Here is a 22,768-nt window from a genome sequence, read left to right as displayed (position 1 = left end):
GCACGTTCCTCTCGTGGGGTGGTTCACCAGGGCAGGGGCTCGCCGGTGTAGGCGTAGAAGCCGCCGCTGGCCTCGGGGCCGGCGCGGTCGATGACCGCCAGCAGCTGCTCCGCGGCATCGGCCGGCGGGCGGCCCGTCTCCCCGCCCCGGAAGGGCTGCGAGAGGCGGGTGTTCACGGTGCCGGGATGCAGCGCCAGGACCACGCTGGCCGGCTGCCGGCGGGCGAGTTCGATGGCGGCTGTCTTCACCAGCATGTTCAGGGCGGCCTTGGAGGCGCGGTAGCTGTACCAGCCGCCGAGGCGGTTGTCGCCGATGCTGCCGACCTTGGCCGAGAGCAGCGCGAGGACGCTGCGGCGGCGGTCCAGCAGGCCGCTGAAATGGCGCAGCACCAGGGCCGGGCCGAAGGTGTTGGCCTGGAAGGTGGCCAGCAGCTGGGCGTGGTTCAGGTCGCCCAGTTTCTTCTCGGGCATGAACTGCTCGGTGTGCAGCAGGCCGGCGGCATTGATGATCACCTGGAACGGCCCGAGGGCTTCCACAGTGCGGGCGGCGGCTTCGATGCTGGCCTCGTCGGTGAGGTCCAGCCGGGGCGTGCTGGTGCGGCCCAGGCCCAGGGCGAGGCTGCAGCGCGGGTCGGCGGCCAGGGCGTCGAGCAGGGCGCTGCCGATGCCGCCGCTGGCGCCGATCACCAGGGCGCGGTAGCCGTCGGGGAAGCTGGGCAGGGTCATGGTGGGTTCAGTCCCGCTTGCGGAAGAACAGGGTGACCTGGCCCAGCTCGACGCCGAACTTGGTCATGAAGGAGCGGTTGGCCAGGGTGCGGTCGTCCAGCAGGTACATCCAGTCGTCGAAGTTGACGTGGTAGGTGGTGCCGTCCACCGGCAGCTCCAGCACGTAGCGCCAGCGCAAGGCGTTGCCGGCGACTTCGCCTTCGGCCACGCCGACCACGTCCGGGGCGGTGCCGCGCCAGCGGTTGGGGCCATCGGGGCGCAGGGTCCAGACCCGCTGCTGGCGGGTGCCGTCGCTGTAGGTGAAGCGCTCGTCGAGGATCAGCCGGCCGGCTTCCTCGCGGCCCTGGATGTCGACGTGGAAACGCTTGATCACCTTGCCGGAGCGGTCCTGGAACATGCCCCAGGCGTCCACCCCGCCGACGAAGTAGCGGCGCAGGTCCAGGGTGGGGTTCTCGTCCTTGTAGTCGCCCACTTCCACCTGGCTGCAGGCGCTGAGCAGCAGGCAGAAGAGCAAGGCCAATCGCGATTTCATGGTGGGCTCCGTAAAAAGTTGTACATGGATGGAGTGAATGTACAAGAAAAGCTGTATTTGTCGAGTGTTTGTATAGGATTTTGGGCGGCACGGGACAGCCGGCTGCCCGAGGTGGGCAGCCGGTGGGGATCGGGTGGGGGAGAGGGGCGGAGCGGTGGGTGCGGTGTGGGTCAGTCGAGGACGACGTGGGGCAGGAAGCGGCTGGTGTCCTTGGTGATCAGGCTGTCGTCCTCGCGGATGCCCATGCCCGAGGCGGTGTCACCGATGACCCAGGAGCCGATCAGGGTGTAGCTGTCGCCGAACTTCGGCAGCGGGGCGAACTGCTGGAGGATGTAGGGCGCGTCGGTGTAGGGGCCGTCTTCGGCGATGCGTTCGTCGCCTTCGGTGCGGATCTCGATGTTGGCGCCTTCGCGGGAGAAGAACGGCTTGCGCACCCAACCCTTGGGCACCGGGGCGCGCGGGTCGGCGTCGAGGTGGCTGGGCAGCAGGTTGGGGTGGCCCTCGTTGAACTTCCAAAGCAGCGGGAGGATGCCCTTGTTGCTGATGATGGATTTCCACGCGGGCTCGACGAACTGGGTGTCGCAGCGTGGCACGGCTTCGCCGAAGGGCTCGCGGAAGATGTGCTCCCAGGCGTGCAGCTTGAACAGCCGGGGAATCCAGTTGCCCTGCAGGTCGACGAAGCGGCCTTCGGCGGTGAGGCCGATGTCTTCGATGTCGATGTGCCGGGCGTCGATGCCCGCCAGCCCGGCCATGCGCCCGAGGAAGTCGGTGGTGCCCCGGTCTTCCACCGAGCCGGCGATGGCGGAGAAGTAGAAGGGGGTGTCCTTGGCGAAGGTGTCGAAGGCGCGGATCAGGTCTTCGGCCAGGGTGTTGAACTGGTCGGCCTCGGCGGGCAGGGCGCCGCGGCGGATCTGGTCCTCCAGCCAGAGCAGTTGCACCGAGGCGCACTCCAGCAGGGAGGTGGGGGTGTCGGCGTTGATCTCCAGCAGCTTGGCCGGGCCGCGCCCGTCATAGCTGAAGTCCATGCGCCCGTAGAGGTGCGGGTGGCCTTCCTTCCAGGAGGTGCGGACCAGATCGAAGAACGCCGGCGGGATCGCCAGGCCGCTGAGCAGCTCCTCGCTCTCCACCACGCGCTCGACCACGTCCAGGCACATCTGGTGCAGCTCACGGGTGGGCTGCTCGATGTCCTGGGTGACCTGTTCGCGGGTGAAGCGGTAGTAGCCGCTTTCGTCCCAGTAACGCTCGCCGTCGATGGTGTGGAAGGCGAAGCCTTCGCGTTCTACGCGCTCACGCCAGTCGGGGCGTTCTTCGATGCTGATCTTGTGCATGGCCTGTCCTTAGCCGCCGAAGCCGAAACCGCCGGTCTTGCCGCCCCAGCCACCGCGTGCGTTGGCTTCGCTGCCGAAGCCGCCACGGGAGATGGTGGAACCCACCGCCGAGCTGGTGCTGCCGGTCTTGCTGCTCAGGCTCTTGCCCAGGGTCTGCTGGGTGTAGGTGGAGGAGGGGCTGCTGCGAGCCTGGGTGGAGCGGCTGAAGGTCTTGCCCTGCTCGATCTGCCGGGACAGCGTCGAGGTGGAGTAGCCACCCCGGGTGTCGCGGTACTGGTAGATCGGCTGGGAATAGTAGTGGTTGCCGCTGTTGCCCATCATGTGGCCGATCAGCAGGCCGGTGAGCAGGCTGTTGTCGCTGTGGCCGGTGCTCTGCACCACCTGCTGCTGGGCCTGCTCGTAGGTGTCGCGGCTGACCTGGTTGGTCATGGACAGCTCGAAGCCGGCCAGGCGCGGCATGAACTTGCCGTCCGAGGTGGCCTGGCAGTAGCCGGGCACGAAGTCGGCGTCGCAGGCGTCCTTGCTGTCGTAGGTGGGGGCGATGGCGCGGTGGTCGGCCATGGCGGTCATGTAGGCATCGGAGCAGACGTCCACGGGGAACTTGTCGGCGACGCAGGCCTGCACGTTCTTGAAGGTCTTGGTGGCGGTGACCTGGACCGTGTCCTGGGGCTTGCTGCAGCCGGCGATGGCCAGCGGCAGGGCGCCGGCCAGGACCAGCTGTACGGAGTTGCGCTTTCTCATCGGGGTGTCCTCGCGTCGCCGTCTCAGGTCGAGGGGGTCATGCAGGCGGAGTTGAGGAAGCCGATGCTGATGGCCACCGAGGCGGAGTAGATGGCAGCGGCGTGCTCGCCACGGGCGATGCGCCCCGGCAGGTCCTTGAGCACCAGGCTGGCGACGAAGAAGGCCAGCAGCTGGACGATGGCGGCGATCACCACCCAGACCACGAAGTCCAGGACGCTGACGCTGTAGGCGATGATGTTGCTGGCCGGCAGGGCGAAGCCCACCAGGGAGCCACCCAGGGCAACGGCGGCGGCGCTGTTGCCTTCGCGGATCAGGGCGAATTCCTTGTGCGGGGTGATGCGCGTGTAGACGAACTGGAACAGCGCGAACAGGGCGGCCGCCACCAGGATGTACACGGCGAAGCCGAGTACGGCCGGGGCGTTGAGGGACATGCGCAGGGCGTCGAGCATGTGGGGTCTTCCTTGGTCAGAGAACGTTGATGTCGGTGATCTGCAGCGTCACGCCCACCGCGGTGGTGAGGCTGATGACGCCGTCTTCGTCTTCCTCCACCGAGAAGAGCAGGAACTCCCTCCGGTTGAGCAAGCCGATCTCGCGGGCATAGAGCATGCTGTGGTGCTCGACGCCATAACTGGCTTCGGGGCTGACGACGAACTCGCGCAGGGGCACCAGTTCGGTCTGGCCGTCCTCGCTGCCCCACTGGCGGATGTATTCCTCACCCTCCAGCTCGTACAGCGGCATGCCGATGCGGGCGTTGGGGCCGGCCAGGCGCATCAGCTCGTCGCGGCTGTTGATGGCCGTCACCTGGTGGTAGCCGAAGAGGATGATGGACTCGATGTCGCTGTCATCCGGGCCGTTCATCAGCACCTGGAGGAAGTAGTCCTCGTCGTCCAGGTAGAAGCGTTTGATGCGGGTGGACTGGCCCAGTTCCAGGGTGCCGACGGCCCAGACCTTTTCGTCGCCGGGGATCTCGACCCCGGTCTGGCCGTCCAGCAGGGCCTTCAGGGAGCGGTCCAGGCACAGCATGCGACCGGCGGCCAGGCCCAGGGGCTGGCTGTCGCTGACGTGGCGGGTGCCGGTGTTGCGGGGCAGGAGCGGCTCCAGGCCGAGCCAGCGCTTGAGGGTGCTCACAGGGCGTCTCCTTGCAGGCGGTCAGTGGCGATGTAGAAGATCTCGCCGCCTTCGACGTTCAGCTCGTTGGCGGGGTTGATGGCGAACTGGGTGGCGCCCGGCGCGCGGTAGCCGATCAGCGTGGCGCCGTGCTCCTGGCGCAGGCGGATGTACAGCTCGCCGCAGGTGGTGCGCAGGCTGGCCGGCAGCACGTGGCGATACTGGGTGGCACCTTCGCCGACACACAGCAGCTCGGTGACCACGGCGCTGGAGCCCGGGTCCTGGGAGGCGCGCACCAGCATCTCGATGGCCATGTTGGAGGTGCACTCCAGATCAGGCGCATAGCGGCGGGCGAGGGCGGCGCGCTCGGAGTCGTTGAAGTGGGCGACCACGTGGCCGGAGGTGCCGATGGCCTTGAGGGTGAGGACGATGGCCAGGGTCAGGCTGTCGGAACGGGTGTGCACCAGGATGCGCTCGGCCCCTTCGACCCCTGCGCGGCGCAGCAGCGAGGGGGTGTCGAGGGAGTCGCCACGGACGAAGGAGGCGCGGCCGGGCAGCGGGTTCTCTTCGAGCAGGGCATCGCAGATCACCAGGTTGTCGTCACGGGTGATGGCGTCCTGGTAGAGCAGCTCGACGATGCGCTCGCTGGCTTCGCCTTCCCAGCCGATCAGCACGGTGTGGCCCTTGAGGGTCGAGTAATCGCCCAGTCCCTTCATGTTCTTTCTCCAGAGTTCGCCGACGGAGGTGGATGCCTTGCCGATCACGGCGGTGAGCAGGGCGATGCCGCCGAGCATGATCCACAGGGTGGTGACCAGTTTGCCGGGCGCGGTCTTCGGCGAGAGGTCGCCGTAGCCCACGGTGGTGGCGGTGGTCAGGTAGAAGTAGGTGAAGTCGATGCCCTGGGTCAGGTGTTCTTCACCGGCCAGGGTCAACAGCAGGTAGGACAGGCTGTAGTGGCCCGCCAGCAGCATGCCGATGCCGGCCCAGCCGAAGCGCTGGAAGAAGGCCGAGGTGTGGTAACGCAACAGCAGCATCAAGGACATGGCATCCACTCCAACAATCTGTCCATTCGGGGCCGGGTGATGATCCCGGCGCGCCGTTTCAGTTTCCTTGCACGTCCAGCCGCTTCGAGTGCATCAGCCAGGCCACCAGTACACCGGCGACGGCACCGGCGATGTGGGACTCCACCGACACGCCCGGCACCGGGATGAACCCGTACACCAGGCCGCTGTAGCCGGCCAGGGCCGCCAGGGCCACCAGCAGGCTGGCGAAGCTGCGCTGGAACCAGGCCCGTGCCAGCAGGTAGGTCCAGAGGCCGAAGATCAGCCCGCTGGCACCGACATGCACGCTGGCTCGTCCGAACACCCACACCAGGGCGCCGCCGAGCAGGGCCACCAGCAGCGCGACGCGCAGGTAGCGGCCCAGGCCTTCGGTGCTGACCAGCCAGCTGAGGACGATGAAGGGAACCAGATTGCTCAACAGGTGACGGAAGGATCCGTGCAGGAACGGGGCGAAGATTACACCCTGCAGGCCGTAAATGCTGCGGGGAATGATGCCATGGCGTACGAGACTGTCGCCGGTGACGCTATTGACGATCTGGATGACGACCATGAGGGCCGCCAGGGCGAGGATGACGCGGATGCGCTTGCCGGACTCCATGGTGGCGTCCCGAACTCCATGCGAAAGGGGGCGGGGCGGGCGGTTGCCCGCCCCGCAGGGGTGTTACTGGGCGCTGTCCGAGGACTGCTTGGCCTTCAGGCGGGCCAGCACGTCGGCGGCGCTGCCGCTCTGGGCGCCGATGCCGGCTTCCTGCAGGCGGCGCTCCAGGTCGCCACCGTTGGCGGCGGTCTGCATTTCCTCGGCGGCGGCCAGGCGGGCGTCCTGCTCGTCCTGGCGCTGGCGCAGGCGGTTCAGGCTGTCCAGGGCGGACTCCACCTTGCCGTTGGCGCCACCGGTGGCTTCGGCGGTGGCGACGCGGGCGCGCTGCACCACTTCGCGGGCCTTGGCCATCTCGATCTGCTGCTTCAGGCTCTTCAGCTGGCCTTCGGCCTTGTTGACCTGGGCGTGCAGCATGTCGGCCTGCTTGCCGAACTGCTCGGCCTGGTTCTTCTCCTGGTCACGCTGGGCTTCCAGTTCGGCGATCTTGTTGGCGCACTCCAGGGCCAGGCCTTCCTCGCCCTTGTTCAGCGCGGCGGTGGCCTTGCTTTCCCAGTTGGCGATGTCGTTGCCCAGGCTTTCCAGGCGCTGCTGGGACAGCTTCTGCTTGGCCTTGATGTCCACCAGGCCGTTGCGGGCCTGCAGCACGGCCTTGTCGGCGTCACGCATTTCCTGCTCGAGGATGCGGATGGCGTTGGCGTCGACGATGGCTTCGCCGACTTCCGAGGCACCGCCACGTACGGCGGTGATGATTTTTTTCCAGATGCTCATGGGGCTTCTCCTACGGGGGAATTCGGTCAGGCCTTGAAGTGGTCTTCGAAGGCTTCGACGGCGCGGATCACGTTCTCGGCCAGGGTGAAGACCTCCTGCACGATGACGGTCAGCGACGAGGCGGCGCTGAGGGCGCCGAACATGGAGTACACCTCCTGCCCGTCGATCACTTCGACCCCGACCGAGGACAGCGGGAACAGGTCGCGGGTACGCAGTACCAGGGCGTTGAAGTAGTGCGGGTCCTTCACGTCGCTGACCGGTACCAGGGTGGCGTCGACCATGATGTGGTCGCCTTGCACCGCCAGGTAGATCGGCAGGTCGCCGTATTCGGTCATGGTCAGCTTCAGGCCGGCCTGCTCGCCCTCGGCGACGCTCAGCAGGATTTCACCCGCGGCCACCAGTTCCAGTTCGGCCAGGGCGCTGTGAAGCGAGCTGAGGGTCCAGTTGCTGTTCTCGGTCATGTAGTCCTCCAGTTTGACTCGGTCGCCCAGAAAGGGCTGCCGTAACGCTCTCTCGATGCCCTTAAGGGCGTTCACGTTTTCGGGAAGGATCCAGAATTCGCGCTTCACCAAACCCGCATCGCGAAGTCGGTTCCTCATATCGCGGACATAGTCGGCGGAGGTCTTGCCCTTGGGCGAAGTGGCCTTCCGTTCGGTCGTATCCGTGGTCTTCTTGCGAGGCATTTCGCTCCTCCTCAAGTGCAACGGAGCGAACATTACGCCGGTCCGAGCGGTTGCGCAATTCCTTACATGAAAGATTTTATGAATCTTTCATGTAAGTGTTTTTTGCAGCTTTTACAGCCTGCGCAAACGCCCGGCACAGGGCCGGGCGTGTGGCATTGCAGAGGGGAAGGGGCTTCAGCGGGTGCGGATCTCGCCGCTGGCGAGGCTGTGGGCGTCGTTGCCCATGGCGTCCTTGAGGTCCAGGTCCGCGCCCTTGCGGCGCAGGGCCTCCAGCAGCTCGGTGCGCTGGAACAGGGCGGCGTACATGGCGGCTGTCTGCCCGGCGGCGTTGCGCTGGTCGGTGGGGCAGTCGGCCTGCATCAGGCGCCGGGCGATGCCCAGTTCGGCCTTGAAGATGGCGCCCATCAGGGCGGTGTTGCCGCGTTGGTCCTGCAGGCAGGGGTTGGCGCCGGCGGCCAGCAGGGCGTCCACGGCTTCGGCGTGGCCATGGTAGGCGGCGAGGATCAGGGCGCTGTAGCCCTTGGCGTCCTGGGTGTCGAGGTCGTAGCCGGCCTCGATGAAGGTGGCGAGCATGTCGGTGCGGCCGTTGCGCGCGGCCTCGAAGAAGTAGTCGGCCAACTGGGCCTTGATGGCGGCCTCGTCCGGTTGCGCGGCGACCGCCAGGCTGCTGGCCAGCAGCAGGGTGCAGAGTAGGGCTTTCATCGGGCTATGTCCCAGTACCGTGTTGGGAAGGCAAGTTGGTTATCGAGTTCTGCTGATGTCTCCTGTTTCGCCTTGCCAGGCGAGTTTCTTTTTTCAATCGTCGGAATGCCGCCCACAAAAAAGAAACCAAAAAGGCTCGCCCCTGCATCCGGGTCCCGCTTCGCGGGACTCCCCTCGCTCCATCGTTGCTTCGGGGGGCGGCGCGATGGGCCATCCATGGCCTGGCGCGCCTCTCGCGGCATCCATGCCGCTCGCTCCCCTGCACAACGACTGCACTCGGCCTCCTGAAGGGGCAGCTTCCCTGCCTCAGCTTCACGACCAGGCGTGAGCCCGGTGTGCGCTCAAGGCCTGCCCGCTCTCCCATCAAAGGAAAAGGTTGGCTGAACGACCTTGGAGCGTTGCAATACAGGAAAGAAGTACGGCAGTTCATCGCGGACTCCAGGGGCCGGCCCGCATGAAGCGGGCCGGCGGTTGGGTCAGTCGGAGAGTTTCGCGGCCAGGGCCTTCACCTTGGCCAGGTCGCCACCGGCCACCTGGGTGACGCGGGTGCCGTAGTCGGCATCGGCCTTGTAGAGGAAGGACAGCATGATGTGCTTGCTCTCGCTGTCGGTGCCGGCCAGGGACTGGCCGAAGCTGTTCACCAGGTCCTGCTTCTCCTTGCGGCTGTAGGAGCGGTACAGGTCACCGGCCTGCTTGAAGTTCTGCTCGCGCTGGATGCGGCGCTGCTGGGTGGTGCCTTGCAGCGGGGTTTCCACGTAGCGGGCGGCAGTCGTCTCTTCACGCGGTTCCAGGCGGCTCGGCTGGTAGTTCACGCCACTCAGGCTGTGACCGGCGTTCATCGCGCCGTCCTGGTTGCCGTTGTTGACCGGGACCTTCGGGCGGTTGACCGGCAGCGACAGGCCGTTGGCGCCGACGCGGTAGAGCTGGGTGTCGGCGTAGGCGAACACGCGGCCCTGCAGCAGGCGGTCTTCGGAGGGATCGATGCCGGGCACCAGGTTGGACGGTGCCATGGCCACCTGCTCGGTCTCCTGGAAGAAGTTGTCGACGTTGCGGTTCAGCACCATCTGGCCAACCTTGCGCTCCGGCACGTCAGGCCAGACCTTGGTGGCGTCCAGCGGGTCGAACTCGAAGCGCGCCAGGTCCTCGGGCTTGAGCACCTGCACGTAGAGGTCCCACTTCGGGTAGTCGCCCTTGGCGATGGCGTTCACCAGGTCGTTGGTCATGTGGCTGTAGTCCTTGCCCTGGACGGCCTCCACTTCCTTCGGGTCGAGGTTGCGGATGCCCTGCAGGCTCTTCCAGTGGAACTTCACGTAGCTGACCTCGCCCTTGGCGTTGACCAGCTTGTAGGCGTGCACGCCGTTGCCGTCCATGAAGCGGTAGCCGGCCGGGGTGCCCTCGTTGGAGTAGAGCAGGGTCAGGGTGCGGATGGCCTCGGGGTGGTGGGAGAAGAAGTCGAAGCGGCGCGAGTCATCGTCCAGGTTGGTGCGCGGGTCCGGCTTGAAGGCGTGGACCATGTCCGGGAACTTGATGGCGTCGCGGATGAAGAAGGTGGGGAAGTTGTTGCCCACCAGGTCCCAGTTGCCGTCGGCGGTGTAGAACTTGGTGGCGAAGCCGCGCGGGTCACGCAGGGTTTCCGGCGAGTGGTTGCCGTGCACCACCGAGGAGAAGCGCACGAACACGGGGGTGCGCTCGCCGTTGCGGAACAGCTTGGCGACGGTCAGGTCGGCGAGGTCCGCCGTGGCGGTGAACTCACCGTGGGCGCCGGTGCCCCGGGCATGCACCACGCGCTCGGGGATGCGTTCGCGGTCGAAGCGCTGCAGCTTCTGGATCAGTTGCACGTCCTGCAGCAGCACGGAGCCGTTGGGGCCGGCGGTCTGCGAGTTCTGGTTGTCACCCACGGGGGCGCCGTTGTCGCGGGTCAGCGGGGCGGCCATCGCGGTCGAGAGGTTGAGCATGAAGGCCGATGCCAGGCCGAGGGCCAGGCCGTTGCGGCTTTGAATGGACATTTTCGTCTCCTGATGTCTCTGGTTCGGGTTACTGCCGGGCAGACCTTAGGAACATCAGGGCGCTGTTAATAATGAATTTTGGGCAGTCGCCCGATTAAGAAATATGAACGGGGAAGCCCGCGCGCGCTCGCTACAGTACCCCGGCCTTCACTGACTGGAGCCATACCGCGATGCCCTGGGGCATCGTCGAGCCGGGAAGCCTATGACCTTGACCGAACTGCGTTACGCCGTGGCCTTGGCCGATACGCAACACTTCGGCCGCGCCGCCGAGCGCTGCCACGTCAGCCAGTCCACCCTCTCGGTGGGCATCAAGCGGCTGGAGGACGACCTGGGGGTCGCCCTGTTCGAACGCGCCCGGGGCGCGGTGCAGCTCACCCCCATTGGCCACAGCATCGTCGAGCGTGCCCAGCGCGTGCTGGTGGAAGCCAACGGCGTGCTGGAGCTGGCCCATGTCGGCCGCAACCAGTTGGGGACGCCGCTGCGTATCGGCGCCATCTACACCATCGGCCCGTACCTGTTCCCGCACCTGGTGCCCCAGCTGCACACCGTGGCGCCGCAGATGCCGCTGTACATCGAAGAGAACTTCACCCACGTGTTGCGTGATCGCCTGCGTGCCGGCGAACTGGATGCGCTGATCGTCGCCATGCCCTTCAGCGAGCCGGACGTGCTGACCAAGGTGCTCTACGACGAAGCCCTCTACGTGGCGATGCCGGCCGACCACCCGCTGGCTGACACGCCCCGGGTGGACGCCCGCCATCTGCGCGACGAGCCGCTGTTGCTGCTGGGGGAAGGGCACTGCTTCCGCGACCGGGTGCTGGAGACCTGCCCCCCGGCCCAGCGCGAGGCGGGTGGACGCACTACGCACCTGGAGGCCAGCTCCCTGGAGACCATTCGCCACATGGTGGCGTCCGGGCTGGGGGTTTCGGTGTTGCCGCATTCGGCGCTGGATGGCCATGCCACGGGCAACCTGGCGATCCGCCCCTTCGCCCCGCCAGCGCCGTTCCGCCAGGTGGCCATCGCCTGGCGCGCGAGCTTCTCTCGCCCGCGCGCCATCGATGTGCTGGCCGATTCGGTCAGGCTGTGTTCGGTGCGCCCGACCTAGGCCGGGCTCACCAGCCGCAGGCCGCCTCGAAGCTGTCGGCGCGGGCCATGGCCCACATGCGGGCGTAGAAGTCGGCTTCGAGGTCGTCCCGCAGCAGGTCGCCCGGCTTGAGGAAGACGTGGAGCTGGGAGAACAGGCGGATCTCCCGGTCGGACACGCGCCGCACCAGGTGGCGCGGTTCGAGCTGGGAGGGGTGCTCCAGGCCGGCGGCGGCGAGCATCTCGGCCAGGGCCTTGAGGGTGTTGCGGTGGAAGTTGAACACCCGCTCGGCCTTGTCCGGCACCACCAGGGCGCGCTGGCGCAGCGGGTCCTGGGTGGCCACGCCGGTGGGGCATTTGTTGGTGTGGCAGCTCTGGCTCTGGATGCAGCCGATGGCGAACATGAAGCCCCGTGCGGAGTTGGCCCAGTCGGCGCCGATGGCCAGCACGCTGGCGATGTCGAAGGCGCTGACGATCTTGCCGCTGGCGCCCAGGCGGATCTTGTCCCGCAGGTTCAGCCCCACCAGCACGTTGTGCACGAACAGCAGCCCTTCGCGCAGCGGCACGCCGATGTGGTCGGTGAATTCCAGGGGCGCCGCGCCGGTGCCACCTTCGGTGCCGTCGACGACGATGAAGTCCGGCAGGATGCCGGTCTCCAGCATGGCCTTGGCGATGCCCATGAACTCCCAGGGGTGGCCGATGCACAGCTTGAAGCCCACCGGCTTGCCGCCGGAGAGCTCACGTAGGCGCTCGATGAACTGCAGCATCTCGATGGGGGTGGAGAAGGCGCTGTGGCGGGAGGGGGAGATGCAGTCCTCGCCCATGGGCACGCCGCGGGTGAGGGCGATTTCCTCGGTGACCTTGTGCTTGGGCAGGATGCCGCCGTGGCCGGGTTTGGCACCCTGGCTGAGCTTGATCTCGATCATCCGCACCTGCGGGCTGGCGGCCTGGGCGGCGAAGCGCTCCGGGTCGAACTGGCCGGTGGCGGTGCGGCAGCCGAAGTAGCCGCTGCCCAGTTCCCACACCAGGTCGCCGCCGTGTTCGCGGTGGTAGGGGCTGATGCTGCCCTCACCGGTGTCGTGGTAGAAGTTGCCGCGCCGGGCACCCTGGTTCAGCGCGCGGATGGCGTTGGCACTGAGGGAGCCGAAGCTCATGGCGGAGATGTTGAACACCGAGGCGGAGTAGGGGTGCTTGCACTGCGGGCCGCCGATCACCACGCGGAAGCTGGACGGGTCGCTCAGCGGCGCCGGGCGCATGGAGTGGCCGATGAACTCGAAGCCGGGCTGGTACACGTCGATCAGCGTGCCGAAGGGCTTGTCGGCGCCCTCGTTCTTGGCGCGGGCATAGACCAGCGAGCGCTGGGCGCGGGAGAAGGGCAGCTGTTCGCCGTCGCCCTCCAGCAGGTACTGGCGGATTTCCGGGCGGATGCCCTCCACCAGGTAGCGGATGTTGCCCAGGATCGGGTAGTTGCGCCGTACGGCGTGGCGGTCCTGCAGCAGGTCGACGATGCCCAGCAGGCTGAGCAGGGCGGTGAGCAGGGTCAGCGGCCAGAGCCACTCGTGGTGGATGAAGGGCAGGGTGACCAGGGTGAAGAGCACGCAGAAGGCGAAGAACGCATAGCGGCTGAGAAGCGACAGGTTCATGCGGGTTCCTTGTGGGGAGAATGCGCGGCACAGCTTAGCGGAACGCAGCGGCGTCGGGTCCGAAGCGGCTCAGGGAAGCGGACGGGATCGGGCGTCGAATTGCCGCCACAGGGCGGCCTCGCGGCCGTTTTCGCGCAGTTGCGCCAGGCCCCGGTCGAACGCGGCCCTCAGTTCGGCGACGCCCGGTGCCGGGCCGAACAGGAGGAAGTAGTCCCAGCGTTGCAGGACCGGCGTGGTGGCCAGCCGTGCGCCTTCCTCGGGCGTCAGGCGGGTGCTGATGAGCCAGCGGCCGGTGCCCTTGACCATGTCCACGGCATCGATGCGTCCGGCGGCGAGCTTGCGCAGGTTCTGCAACTCGTCCCCGCTCACCTCGTAGCGCAGCAGGCCACGGTGCTCGGCGGTTTCCAGCACCGGCGTCTTCGCCGAGCCGAGCGGCAGGCCAATGGTGAGGCCGCGCAGGCGCTCGATCTGTTCGGCGCTGCCGTTCCAGTCCACCGGGTGGGCCTGGTTGTAGAACAGCACCACTTCATCGCTGTAGACCCGTTGCGAGTAGCTGCAGCAGGCGTCGCGCTCGGGGTTGTGCCCCCAGACGGCGGAGGCCTGCCAGTGGCCCCGGCGGACCTCCTCGAAGGCGCGCTTCCAGGGGAAGAACCCATAGTCGACGCGGATGCCCTGGGTGGCGAATGCCTCGCTGATGAGGGTGGGGATCACCCCGTAGCCGGGCTGGCCGGCACTGATAAGAGGGGGCCATTCGCCGATGGCGATGCGGATCTGGCCTTCAGCCTGTACAGGGCCGGCCAGCAGGGCGCAGAAGAGGGACAGCAGGACCCGCGAACGGCGCATCGAAGCTTCCTCGGCTGGATACGCCCCGGGCGGGGCGCTCGTTCAGCCAAGCACAGGCCGTACGGGTCTGCCAGCCGGCCTAGCGGGCCAGCAGCGGTCGCTCCAGCAACTGGTGGCGCTGCTCGGCAGGCAGCCGTTCGGCGATCTCCAGCAACATGGCCTGGGCGGCGGCCTGCAGTTCGCCGGTGGCCTGGCGCTGGCGAGCGAAGCCGCTTTCGATGGCGCTGCGGTCCAGGGGATCGGCGGCCAGCTGCTTCAGCAGTTGCCGGCGGTTGTCGCGGTTGGCGCTGGCCAGTCGGCGCAGCTCCGGCGCATGGCTGCTGATGATGGCGCTGACTTCGCTGCGCTGGGCGTCGGGCAGGGCCTCCACGCGGGCCATGAGCTGGCGCATGGGCTGGCTCTGCAGGCCGAAGGCGAGGGCCGGCGTGGCCGGGCGGGCGATCAGCCAGCCGACCAGGAAGGCGTTGGCTGCCAGGGAAAGCAGCAGGGCAGTGGCAAGGAGTCCGGTTCGTTTCATGGCTCGTCCGTCCACAGCAGTTGGTCCACGGCCTGGGCCGCTAGGGCCAGGTCATTGTCGGCCGGTGGGCTGGCCAGGTGGCCGCCGAGCAGGCCCAGCAGGCCGCACAGCACGAGGCTGGCGAGGCTCGCCTGCCACCCGGGTTGCCAGTGCGCCAGGGCGCGCCGCAGGCGCAGGTGCCAGGGCAGCCGCTGCGGCTGGGCGGTGGCGTGGGCGACGATGCGCGCGGCCAGGTCGGGCGCCGGGCGGGGCGCGGGCTGGTCGGCCAGGTGGTGCAGGTCCGGGTCTTGGTTCATGGGGATTCCTCCTCGTTGCGGCGGCTGGGCAGCCAGCGCCGGAGCTGGGCGCGGGCACGGCCGAGCAGGCCTTCCAGCGCTTTCACATGCAGGCCCATGGCGGCCGCCGCCTGGGGGTTGCTGTGCGCCTCGAAGTAGCAGAGCACCACGGCCATGCGTTGCCGGTCCGGCAGGCGCTGGACCACCCGGTGCAGTTCGGCGGCCTCGCGGGCCTGTTGCAGCTGCTGGTCGGCCGGGGTGTCGGGGTCGAGCAGTTCGTCCAGCAGGGTGTCGATGTCGGTCTCCGGACGGCGCTTGCGTCGCCGCAGCTGGTCCAGGCACTGGTGCACCAGGATGCTGTGGAACCAGGTGGTGAAGCGTGCCCGTCCGGGTTGCCAATCGCAGGCGTGGGTCCACACGCGGGTGAAGGCTTCCTGGGCGGCGTCCTCGGCGTCGGCCTGTTCCGGCAGTACGCGCCGGGCAATGGCATAGGCGCGCGGCAGGTGCCGCTGCACCAGCGTCGAGAAGGCCCGCTCGTCACCCTCGGCCACCTGGGCCATGAGCTGTTCGTCGTCGAGTGGCATCCGTTGCGTTCGCCTGGCCTCAGGAACAGGGGCTGCCGGGCGCTTCGGCCCGCGTGGAGCGGAAATGCGGGGACATGCCGGGCACCTTTCAGGGGTTGGGGGTGAGGGTGACGCTGCCGGTGCGGGTGTTGCCCTGCGGGCCGGTGACGCTGCGGCTCAGGGTGCCGCTGTCGCGGTCGAGACTGTAGCGGGTGGAGCGCTCTGCCGTCTCGCCGTTGGCACCGGTGACCTGCACCTGGTGGCTGAGGCTGCCGTCGTCGGCGCGGCTGGTCTGCTGGGTGAAGGTGCCGCTGTTGCCGGCGGCGTTGCTCCAGGTCCCGCTGGTCTGGCCGTCCTGCCGGGTGGCCTCGATGCTGCGCGAACGCCCGTCGGCCCCCGTGGTGGTGCGGCTGAGCTGGCCGCTGGTGGCGTCGTAGCGGGTGGTGCTGCTGGTGCTGGCGGTGCGGCCGTTCTCGCCGGTGACGCTGCGCTGGCGGGTCAGGCCGTCGGCCAGGGTGCCGCTGCGCTGGGTCTGCCAGGTGCCGCTGTGGCCTCGGCCGGTGCTGAAACCGCCGGCGCGCTGGCGCTCGCCGGCATCGACACCGCCGGCCAGGACGACGGCCAGGCAGAGCAGGGGAAGCAGGGCGGAGCGGGGAGACGGGTGCATGCTGAACCTCGTTTCAGGGTGGGGTTGCCGGTGTTACGCGGGCCCGGGCACGGCCCCTGCGTTTTTTTGCGTGGGCCCCGGAGTAAACTGCGCGCCTCTTCAAGGCCGGGGTGGTGCGGTGAACTGGGACATCTTCTGCAGCGTGGTGGACAACTACGGCGACATCGGCGTGACCTGGCGCCTGGCCCGCCAGCTGGTGGCCGAGCACGGGCTGGCGGTGCGCCTGTGGGTGGACGAGCCGGCGGCCTTCCAGCGCCTGCACCCGGCGGCTGATCCCCAGGCAGACCGGCAGGTCTGTGCCGGGGTGGAGGTGCGCCGCTGGCACCGGGAGTGGCCCGAGGTGGCACCGGCCGATGGGGTGATCGAGGCCTTCGCCTGCGAACTGCCGGCGGCCTACGTGGCGGCGATGCAGGCCCGTGAGCGTCCGCCGCTGTGGTTGAACCTGGAGTACCTGAGTGCGGAGGACTGGGTCGGTGGCTGCCACGGGCTGCCGTCGCTGCAGGCCAATGGGCTGAACAAGTTCTTCTTCTTCCCCGGGTTCCGTGCCGACACCGGCGGCCTGCTGCGCGAGGCCGACCTGTTGGCGCGGCGCGAGGCCTGGCAGGCGGACCGGGTGGCACAAGACGCCTTCCTGGCTTCCCTGGGCGTGGTGCGCGAAGCCGGTGTGCGGCTGGTCTCGCTGTTCGCCTACGAGAACCCGGCGCTGGCGAGCTGGCTCCAGGCAATGGCCGAGGACGCCCGGCCGACCTGCCTGCTGGTGCCGGAGGGGCGCATCCTCGGTGACCTGGCGGCCTGGGCGGGGCAGGACGGGCTGGTGGCGGGGGATCGGCTGCAGCGCGGCAACCTGTCGCTGGTGGTGCTGCCCTTCGTGCCCCAGGACGACTATGACCGCCTGCTGTGGTGCTGCGACTTCAACGCCGTGCGCGGCGAGGACTCCTTCGTGCGTGCGCAGTGGGCGGGGCGTCCGCTGCTGTGGCACATCTACCAGCAGGCGGAGGACGCCCACCTGGAGAAGCTGGAAGCCTTCCTGGCGCTGTATGGCGAGGGGCTGTCGAGTGCGGCGGCGCAGGCGTTGCGTGGTGCCTGGCTGGCCTGGAACCGGGGAGGCGACATGGGCGAGGCGTGGCGTGCGCTGGTTCGCCACGAGGCTGAGCTGCAGGTCTGGGCCCAGCGCTGGTGCGGTCTGCAGGGCTCGCGGCAGGACCTGGCCGCGGGGATGGTGCATTTTTATACAAATTGGATATGATACGCGGCCTGTTTTTAGTCACCCATCCAAATCGGATATTCGTATGAAAACCGCTCAAGAGTTCCGCGCCGGCCAAGTCGCCAACATCAATGGCGCTCCCTGGGTCATCCAAAAGGCCGAATTCAACAAGTCCGGCCGTAACAGCGCCGTCGTCAAGATGAAGCTGAAGAACCTGCTGACCGGCGCCGGTACCGAGACCGTGTTCAAGGCCGACGACAAGCTGGAGCCGATCATCCTTGAACGCAAGGAAGTGACCTACTCCTACTTCGCCGACCCGCTGTACGTGTTCATGGACACCGAGTTCAACCAGTACGAGATCGAGAAAGCCGACCTGGAAGGCGTCATGACCTTCATCGAAGACGGCATGACCGACGTTTGCGAAGCCGTTTTCTACAACGATCGCGTGATCTCCGTTGAACTGCCGACCACCATCGTTCGCCAGATCGCCTACACCGAGCCGTCCGTCCGTGGCGACACCTCCGGCAAGGTGATGAAGACTGCCCGCCTGCACAACGGTGCTGAGCTGCAGGTTTCCGCCTTCTGCGAAATCGGTGACTCCATCGAGATCGATACCCGCACCGGCGAGTACAAGTCCCGCGTCAAGGCCTGAGCCTGAACCGCGTGTGACAGAAAAGCCCGGCATTTGCCGGGCTTTTTCGTTTCTGCCGTTTCGCTCAGAGTGCCTTCTGCAGGTTCTGGCGCAGGGCGACGAGCTCCTCCTTCAACGTGCCGAGGTCGCCCAGGGTCATCTCGCTGGCAGCGAGGATGCAGCCGGGGATGCGCTGGGCCTCCCGGTGCAGGGCGCGGCCCTTGTCGGTCAGGCGCAGTTCGACCACGCGCTCGTCGGCGCTGCTGCGGGTGCGGGTGATCAGGCCTTCGGCCTCCAGGCGCTTGAGCAGCGGGGTGAGGGAGCCGGGGTCGGTGAGCAGGCGGGCGCTGATCTCGCCGACGGTGATGCCGTCGCCCTCCCAGAGCACCAGCATGGCCAGGTACTGCGGGTAGGTGAGGCCCAGCTCCTGCAGCAGAGGCTTGTAGACCTTGGTCATCAGCAGCGAGGTGGAATACAGGGCGAAACACAGCTGGTTATCCAGCTTGAGGGCTTCGCAGGGCTCGATGGGTTCGCTCATGGCCACCTCCGGGTTGGACAAGTGCGCAATTTAGCGCACAAGCCTTTCGCGGGCAAAACAGCGTGCAGGCGGTTTGCAGCCCGGCTGGAAGCAGCCACACTTGGCGCTTTCCCACGTTCGCCAAGGAGTGCGAGATGACCGACCCGCAGAACAACCCCTACCAGGCGCCCCAGGCTCCGCTCACCCAGGAAACCGTCGGCGGGCTGCCGCTAGCGCCCCGTGGCACCCGCCTGGGCGCTGCGATCATCGACAGCCTCATCCTGATCCTCGTCTGCCTGCCCCTGGGCTTCGTCTTCGGGATCTATGACGGCATCACCTCGGGCGTGCAGCCCGGCTTCGGGCAGCAGGCGGTGGGCGCCGTGCTGGGGATCGTCGCCTTCCTCGCGGTCAACGGGGTGTTCCTCAGCCGCTACGGCCAGACCGTGGGCAAGCGCCTGCTGAAGATCGCCATCGTCGACCAGGATGGCCACAAGCCGGAGTGGATCCCGATGTACCTCAAGCGCTACCTGCTCTGGGGGCTGGTGGCCTACATCCCGCTGCTGGGTGGGTTGGTGCTGCTGGTGAACTACCTGTTCATCTTCCGCGGCGACCGCCGCTGCCTGCATGACCTGACCGCCGGCACTCGCGTGGTCCAGTTGCCGGCCTGAGTCAGCCGCGACCGAGGCCGCCCCGCAGGGCCATGTCCCAGGGCGGCTCCGGACCGAAACGGTCCTTGAGGAACTCCAGCAACAGCCGGCTCCGCGAGCTGGCTTCCCCTTCCAGACGTAACGCGTAGATGCCGCTGGGCTCCGGCGGCGGCAGGCCGTCGTCGCAGAACAGCGGCACCAGTTCGCCGCGCACCAGGTAGTCGCTGATCAGCCAGGTGGGCAGGTGGGCCACGCCGAGCCCGGCCACGGCGGCGAACAGCAGGGTCTCGGCATTGTTGGCGGTCATCCGCATGCGCTTGGGGCGGACGATCTGCAACCGGCCGTCCAGCTCGAAGCGCCAGGCGTAGGGCGGTGCCAGGGCGTCCCAGTCGAGGCCTTCGTGCTCTTCCAGCTCACGGACGCTGCGGGGTACGCCGCGCCGTTTCAGGTACTCCGGGCTGGCGCAGAGGATGCGCACCATGGGTGCCAGCGGGGTGGCCACCAGGCGGGTGTCGGCCAGTGGGCCGATGCGCAATATCAGGTCGACCTCGCCCAGGTGGGTGCCGTGCATGTCGACGAAGCTGTCGATCAGGCGCAACTGCACATCCAGCCCGGGGTAGGTGGCCAGGAACTCGGCGATGGCCGGGGCCAGGTGGCGGCGGCCGAACGGGGCGGGGGCGTCGATGCGGATCAGGCCTTCCGGGGCGCTGCTCAGGGACACGGCCTCGGCCCGGGCCAGGCGCAGCTCGGCGAGGATGCGCTTTGCCCGTTCGGCAAAGGCCAGGCCGGCGGGCGTGGCGCGCACCGCGTGGGTGCTGCGGATGAACAGGGTGCTGCCCAGGGCCTTCTCCAGCCCGTCGATGCGGCGGGCCACGGCCGAGGGCGTCAGGGGGTGGCGGCGCGAGGCGGCGGAGAAGCTGCCGGCGTCGAGTACATCGAGGAACAGCGCCAGCTGTTCGGTGAGGGCGTCGGGGTACATGGGATTGCCTGTGCGAATTGCGCAAAGCCATTGTGCGCCGCTGTGCGTTTCCCCACCAGCCAGGGCTGCGTAGCATGCGCGCCAATTCGGATGGGAGGTTCCATGGATCTGTTGTCGATTGCGATGTATGTGGCGCTGGGAGCCTGCCTGGGCACGGTGGGCGGTGTGTTCGGCATCGGCGGTGGGCTGATCGCCATCCCCGCGCTGGGGGTGCTGTTCGGCCTGGACCAGCAACTGGCCCAGGGAACGGCGCTGGTGATGGTGGTGCCCAACGTGCTGCTGGCGCTGTGGCGCTACCACCAGCGCAACCGCATCGGCCCGCGCCACGCGCTGCTGCTGGCCGCCTCCAGCGTCGGTTTCGCCTGGCTGGCCTCGCTGGTGGCGGTGCAGCTGGACGCCCAGAGCATGCGCCTGGCGTTCGTGGTGTTCCTGCTGGCCCTGGCGGCCTACAACTTCGCCCGCATGTTCATGGCCAAGGCCACGCCCAGCGCCGAGCTGCGCCACCCCTGGCCGTGGCTCGGCGTGCTGGGCGGCGTGGCGGGAGCCATGGGCGGGATGTTCGGCGTGGGCGGCGCGGTGATCGCCACGCCGGTGCTCACCAGCGTGTTCGGCACCACCCAGGTGGTGGCCCAGGGCCTGTCGCTGACCCTGGCGGCGCCGAGTACCGCTGTGACCCTGCTCACCTACGGCCTCAATCACCACGTCGACTGGGCCATGGGCGTGCCCCTGGCCCTGGGCGGCCTGCTCAGCATCAGCTGGGGCGTGCGCCTGGCCCATGCCCTGCCCGAGCGGGTGCTGCGCACGGCGTTCTGCGTGTTCCTGCTGGTGTGTGCCGTGTTGCTGGCGATCAAGTGATCGGGCCTACAGGCGGAACCCCTCGATGATGTGCTCGGCCAGCGTATCGGTCACCGGCGAGGTGCTGCGTGGATTGCGCATCAGCACGATGCTGCAGCTGGGCAGCAGGGGCAAGCCTTCCGCCTCGCCGAGGATGCGCATGTCGGCGGTGATCAGGCTTTGCAGCTGGGCCGTGACCGCCAGGCCGGCGCTGACCACGGCCATGATCGCCGACAGGCTGGGGCTGGTGTAGGCCACGCGGTAGGCCCGGCCGAGGGTGTCCAGGGCGTTGCAGGCCCAGGCCCGGCAGAAGCAATCGGTGTTGAACATCGCCAGCGGCATCTGCGCCTGCTCGTGGGGGCTGTGGCCGACGGCCTCGGCCCAGACGAAGCGCTCCTGGCGCAACAGCTCGCCGATCTCGGTGCCCGGCGCGCGGGTGAGGATGGTCAGGTCCAGGTCCTGGCGCTGCATGAGCTGCGAGGACGAGTCGCAATGCACCTCCACCTGCACCAGCGGGTAGGCCTGGGCGAAACGCGAGAGGATGCCGGGCAGGAAGCGCATCACGTAGTCATCCGGCGTGCCGATGCGCACGGCACCGACCATGTGCGGCTCGCGCAGGGTGGTCATCACCTCGCCATGCAGCTTGAGGATGCGCCGGGCATAGCTGAGCAGGATCTGCCCCTCGGCCGTCAGCCGCACATTGCGCCCCTCCCGCTCGAACACCGTGCGCTCCAGCACGTCTTCCTCCAGCCGCTTCATCTGCATGCTCACCGCTGACTGGGTGCGGTTGACGGCTTCCGCCGCGCGGGTGAAGCCGCCGTGGTCGGCAATGGCGACGAAGGTGCGCAGCAGTTCCGTGTCGATGGCGGGGTAGCTCATTCATCAATTCTCAAGATGCGATGCATAAGAAACATTCGTTGGATTGATGTTAGCTGCGGCCGGAAACTGGCGCCACCCCACAAGGAGGGCCACGCGATGAAAAGTCCAACCCTGCATGCCGCCATTCCACTGCCGCACTCACCGCGCCTGTCGATGACGGGGCGCACGCTGCTGGCTCGCCTCCAGCGCTGGGCCCAGCTGTACCAGCAGCGCCGCGACCTGGCCCGTGCCAGCGACGCGATGCTCAAGGACCTGGGGCTGTCCCGCGCCGATGTCATGCGCGAATCCGAACGGCCTTTCTGGGATGATCCCCTGGCCAGGTAACCCACCAACGCACACGACCACCGAACAAGGAAGCCCCATGCTCGTAGAAGTCAGGATCGTCAACGCCTTCACCGATGGCGCGGCGGGTGGCAACCCGGCCGGCGTGGTGCTGGACGCCGACGCGCTCAGCACCGCCCAGAAACAGGCCATCGCGGCCCGTGTCGGTCTGTCCGAGACGGCCTTCGTCTCCGCCTCCGAGGAGGCGCCGTTCAAGCTGGAGTTCTTCACCCCCAACCGCCAGGTGGCGCATTGCGGCCACGCCACGGTGGCCACCTTCTCGCTGCTGCGGGAGCTGGGACGGGTCGCTCCCGGCGCGTCGGCGAAGGAGACCATCGACGGCCGGCGCTCGGTGTTCGTGGAACGCGAGCAGGTCTTCATGGAGCAGGCCGCGCCGCGTTACCAACTGCTGGATGACGGCCAGCAGGCGCAGCTGCTGCAGGCCCTGGGCCTCGTGCCAGCACAGCTGGCCGATGGCCTCCCTGTGGAGCGGGTGAGCACCGGGCTGGGCTTCGTGATCGTGCCGCTGCGCAGCGAAGCCGACGTGGCCGGCATCCGCATCGATACGCCTGCCCTGGAGCAGCTCAGCGAAGCGCTGGACCTGGTGGGCGTGTACGCCTTCTCGCAGCAGGCCCGCCAGCCGGACCGGCACGCCGGGGCGCGGATGTTCGCGCCGCGCTACGGCATTGCCGAGGAGTCGGCCACCGGCATGGCGGCCGGGCCGCTGGCCTGCTACCTGCACGACCGCGTCGGGCTGAAGCAGCCGGTGCTGCGCATCGAGCAGGGCCACCTGATGCAGCCGCCGTCGCCGAGCCTGATCACCGTTGAATTCGACCTGGAGCGCGACGCCATCCTGCGGCTGATGGCCGGTGGCGCTGCCCAGGTCATGCAGACCCTGACCCTGGACCTGTGAGGAC

28 protein-coding genes are annotated in these 22,768 nt (G+C 68.0%); 7 read left to right on the top strand and 21 right to left on the bottom strand.

What is annotated here, in order from left to right; translation table 11 throughout:
• Positions 1-23: 23 nt before the first annotated feature.
• From SZ55_RS01080 to katB, 12 genes are all read right to left on the bottom strand, one after another.
• Positions 24-725 carry an SDR family NAD(P)-dependent oxidoreductase gene (locus SZ55_RS01080; protein WP_044399890.1) on the bottom strand — a complete coding sequence of 234 codons (702 nt, stop codon included), beginning with the start codon at positions 723-725 and terminating at the stop codon, positions 24-26.
• A gap of 7 nt (positions 726-732) precedes the next feature.
• On the bottom strand, positions 733-1,257 hold the full coding sequence (locus tag SZ55_RS01075; protein WP_044399887.1) for a DUF3833 domain-containing protein: 525 nt from the start codon (positions 1,255-1,257) through the stop codon (positions 733-735).
• Between the two features lie 170 nt (positions 1,258-1,427).
• Positions 1,428-2,585, bottom strand: a complete 1,158-nt coding sequence (locus SZ55_RS01070; RefSeq protein WP_044399883.1) for a glutathionylspermidine synthase family protein — start codon at positions 2,583-2,585, stop codon at positions 1,428-1,430.
• 9 nt (positions 2,586-2,594) lie between these two features.
• Complete coding sequence (locus tag SZ55_RS01065; protein WP_044399880.1) at positions 2,595-3,326, bottom strand: DUF1190 domain-containing protein; 732 nt, start codon at positions 3,324-3,326, stop codon at positions 2,595-2,597.
• A 23-nt stretch (positions 3,327-3,349) separates the two neighbouring features.
• Positions 3,350-3,775, bottom strand: a complete 426-nt coding sequence (locus SZ55_RS01060; protein ID WP_044399877.1) for a DUF350 domain-containing protein — start codon at positions 3,773-3,775, stop codon at positions 3,350-3,352.
• 16 nt (positions 3,776-3,791) lie between these two features.
• The gene (locus SZ55_RS01055) at positions 3,792-4,454 is read right to left on the bottom strand and encodes a DUF2491 family protein (RefSeq protein WP_044399874.1); all 663 of its coding nucleotides are present in this window, start codon (positions 4,452-4,454) and stop codon (positions 3,792-3,794) included.
• The gene (locus SZ55_RS01050; protein WP_044399871.1) at positions 4,451-5,476 is read right to left on the bottom strand and encodes an ion channel; all 1,026 of its coding nucleotides are present in this window, start codon (positions 5,474-5,476) and stop codon (positions 4,451-4,453) included. Before SZ55_RS01050 ends, SZ55_RS01055 begins: the two co-directional genes overlap by 4 nt.
• A 58-nt stretch (positions 5,477-5,534) precedes the next feature.
• Positions 5,535-6,092 carry a rhomboid family intramembrane serine protease gene (locus tag SZ55_RS01045; RefSeq protein ID WP_044399868.1) on the bottom strand — a complete coding sequence of 186 codons (558 nt, stop codon included), beginning with the start codon at positions 6,090-6,092 and terminating at the stop codon, positions 5,535-5,537.
• A gap of 63 nt (positions 6,093-6,155) precedes the next feature.
• The gene (locus SZ55_RS01040) at positions 6,156-6,860 is read right to left on the bottom strand and encodes a PspA/IM30 family protein (RefSeq protein WP_044399865.1); all 705 of its coding nucleotides are present in this window, start codon (positions 6,858-6,860) and stop codon (positions 6,156-6,158) included.
• A 26-nt stretch (positions 6,861-6,886) separates the two neighbouring features.
• Positions 6,887-7,543 carry a YjfI family protein gene (locus SZ55_RS01035; protein WP_044399862.1) on the bottom strand — a complete coding sequence of 219 codons (657 nt, stop codon included), beginning with the start codon at positions 7,541-7,543 and terminating at the stop codon, positions 6,887-6,889.
• Between the two features lie 174 nt (positions 7,544-7,717).
• Entirely contained in the window at positions 7,718-8,245 is a 528-nt protein-coding gene (locus SZ55_RS01030; RefSeq protein ID WP_044399859.1) for an ankyrin repeat domain-containing protein, read from the bottom strand.
• A 476-nt stretch (positions 8,246-8,721) separates the two neighbouring features.
• On the bottom strand, positions 8,722-10,200 hold the full coding sequence (gene katB, locus SZ55_RS01025; RefSeq protein ID WP_442963685.1) for a catalase KatB: 1,479 nt from the start codon (positions 10,198-10,200) through the stop codon (positions 8,722-8,724).
• Between the two features lie 253 nt (positions 10,201-10,453).
• On the opposite strand from katB, the gene SZ55_RS01020 reads away from it, so the two are divergent.
• A complete protein-coding gene (locus SZ55_RS01020) occupies positions 10,454-11,353 on the top strand; it encodes a hydrogen peroxide-inducible genes activator (RefSeq protein ID WP_044399853.1) in 900 nt (299 codons plus the stop codon).
• 7 nt (positions 11,354-11,360) lie between these two features.
• Here SZ55_RS01020 and SZ55_RS01015 read toward each other — a convergent pair whose 3' ends face one another.
• The 6 genes from SZ55_RS01015 to SZ55_RS00990 all read right to left on the bottom strand — a co-directional run bounded on the left by SZ55_RS01015 (position 11,361) and on the right by SZ55_RS00990 (position 15,839).
• Positions 11,361-12,974, bottom strand: coding sequence for an FMN-binding glutamate synthase family protein (locus tag SZ55_RS01015; RefSeq protein WP_044399850.1), 1,614 nt, complete (start codon positions 12,972-12,974; stop codon positions 11,361-11,363).
• Positions 12,975-13,043: 69 nt separating this feature from the next.
• A complete protein-coding gene (locus SZ55_RS01010) occupies positions 13,044-13,817 on the bottom strand; it encodes a substrate-binding periplasmic protein (RefSeq protein ID WP_052807499.1) in 774 nt (257 codons plus the stop codon).
• Between the two features lie 79 nt (positions 13,818-13,896).
• Positions 13,897-14,334: a periplasmic heavy metal sensor gene (locus SZ55_RS01005; RefSeq protein ID WP_044399847.1), complete on the bottom strand. Its 438-nt coding sequence runs from the start codon at positions 14,332-14,334 to the stop codon at positions 13,897-13,899.
• The gene (locus tag SZ55_RS01000) at positions 14,331-14,630 is read right to left on the bottom strand and encodes a hypothetical protein (RefSeq protein WP_044399845.1); all 300 of its coding nucleotides are present in this window, start codon (positions 14,628-14,630) and stop codon (positions 14,331-14,333) included. The genes SZ55_RS01005 and SZ55_RS01000 overlap by 4 nt, the downstream gene beginning before the upstream one ends.
• On the bottom strand, positions 14,627-15,193 hold the full coding sequence (locus SZ55_RS00995; RefSeq protein ID WP_044399843.1) for a sigma-70 family RNA polymerase sigma factor: 567 nt from the start codon (positions 15,191-15,193) through the stop codon (positions 14,627-14,629). Before SZ55_RS00995 ends, SZ55_RS01000 begins: the two co-directional genes overlap by 4 nt.
• Positions 15,194-15,281: 88 nt before the next feature.
• Positions 15,282-15,839, bottom strand: a complete 558-nt coding sequence (locus tag SZ55_RS00990) for a hypothetical protein (protein ID WP_044399841.1) — start codon at positions 15,837-15,839, stop codon at positions 15,282-15,284.
• Between the two features lie 118 nt (positions 15,840-15,957).
• On the opposite strand from SZ55_RS00990, the gene earP reads away from it, so the two are divergent.
• On the top strand, positions 15,958-17,085 hold the full coding sequence (gene earP / locus SZ55_RS00985) for an elongation factor P maturation arginine rhamnosyltransferase EarP (protein WP_044399838.1): 1,128 nt from the start codon (positions 15,958-15,960) through the stop codon (positions 17,083-17,085).
• A gap of 43 nt (positions 17,086-17,128) precedes the next feature.
• A complete protein-coding gene (gene efp / locus SZ55_RS00980) occupies positions 17,129-17,695 on the top strand; it encodes an elongation factor P (RefSeq protein ID WP_044399835.1) in 567 nt (188 codons plus the stop codon).
• A 64-nt stretch (positions 17,696-17,759) separates the two neighbouring features.
• On the opposite strand, the gene SZ55_RS00975 is transcribed toward efp, so the two are convergent.
• Positions 17,760-18,212, bottom strand: a complete 453-nt coding sequence (locus SZ55_RS00975; protein ID WP_044399831.1) for a MarR family winged helix-turn-helix transcriptional regulator — start codon at positions 18,210-18,212, stop codon at positions 17,760-17,762.
• Between the two features lie 134 nt (positions 18,213-18,346).
• Here SZ55_RS00975 and SZ55_RS00970 point away from each other — a divergent pair, with 134 nt between their 5' ends.
• Positions 18,347-18,859 (top strand): RDD family protein, encoded by a 513-nt coding sequence (locus SZ55_RS00970; protein WP_044399828.1) that lies wholly within the window; start codon positions 18,347-18,349, stop codon positions 18,857-18,859.
• A gap of 1 nt (position 18,860) precedes the next feature.
• Here SZ55_RS00970 and SZ55_RS00965 read toward each other — a convergent pair whose 3' ends face one another.
• A complete protein-coding gene (locus tag SZ55_RS00965; RefSeq protein WP_044399824.1) occupies positions 18,861-19,817 on the bottom strand; it encodes a LysR family transcriptional regulator in 957 nt (318 codons plus the stop codon).
• 102 nt (positions 19,818-19,919) lie between these two features.
• On the opposite strand from SZ55_RS00965, the gene SZ55_RS00960 reads away from it, so the two are divergent.
• Positions 19,920-20,672 carry a sulfite exporter TauE/SafE family protein gene (locus SZ55_RS00960; RefSeq protein WP_177329718.1) on the top strand — a complete coding sequence of 251 codons (753 nt, stop codon included), beginning with the start codon at positions 19,920-19,922 and terminating at the stop codon, positions 20,670-20,672.
• A 6-nt stretch (positions 20,673-20,678) separates the two neighbouring features.
• On the opposite strand, the gene SZ55_RS00955 is transcribed toward SZ55_RS00960, so the two are convergent.
• A complete protein-coding gene (locus tag SZ55_RS00955) occupies positions 20,679-21,530 on the bottom strand; it encodes a LysR substrate-binding domain-containing protein (protein WP_044399821.1) in 852 nt (283 codons plus the stop codon).
• 153 nt (positions 21,531-21,683) lie between these two features.
• Between SZ55_RS00955 and SZ55_RS28560 the strand changes: the two genes are divergently transcribed.
• A complete protein-coding gene (locus SZ55_RS28560; protein ID WP_232060859.1) occupies positions 21,684-21,854 on the top strand; it encodes a DUF1127 domain-containing protein in 171 nt (56 codons plus the stop codon).
• 37 nt (positions 21,855-21,891) lie between these two features.
• Positions 21,892-22,764, top strand: a complete 873-nt coding sequence (locus SZ55_RS00945) for a PhzF family phenazine biosynthesis protein (RefSeq protein WP_044399815.1) — start codon at positions 21,892-21,894, stop codon at positions 22,762-22,764.
• Positions 22,765-22,768 lie beyond the last annotated feature (4 nt).

Origin of the sequence: Pseudomonas sp. FeS53a (genome assembly GCF_000931385.1) — a bacterium.
Lineage (GTDB): Bacteria > Pseudomonadota > Gammaproteobacteria > Pseudomonadales > Pseudomonadaceae > Metapseudomonas > Metapseudomonas otitidis.
Note: the sequence above shows the minus strand (reverse complement) of the source record. Positions and strands in the feature narration are given on the sequence as shown.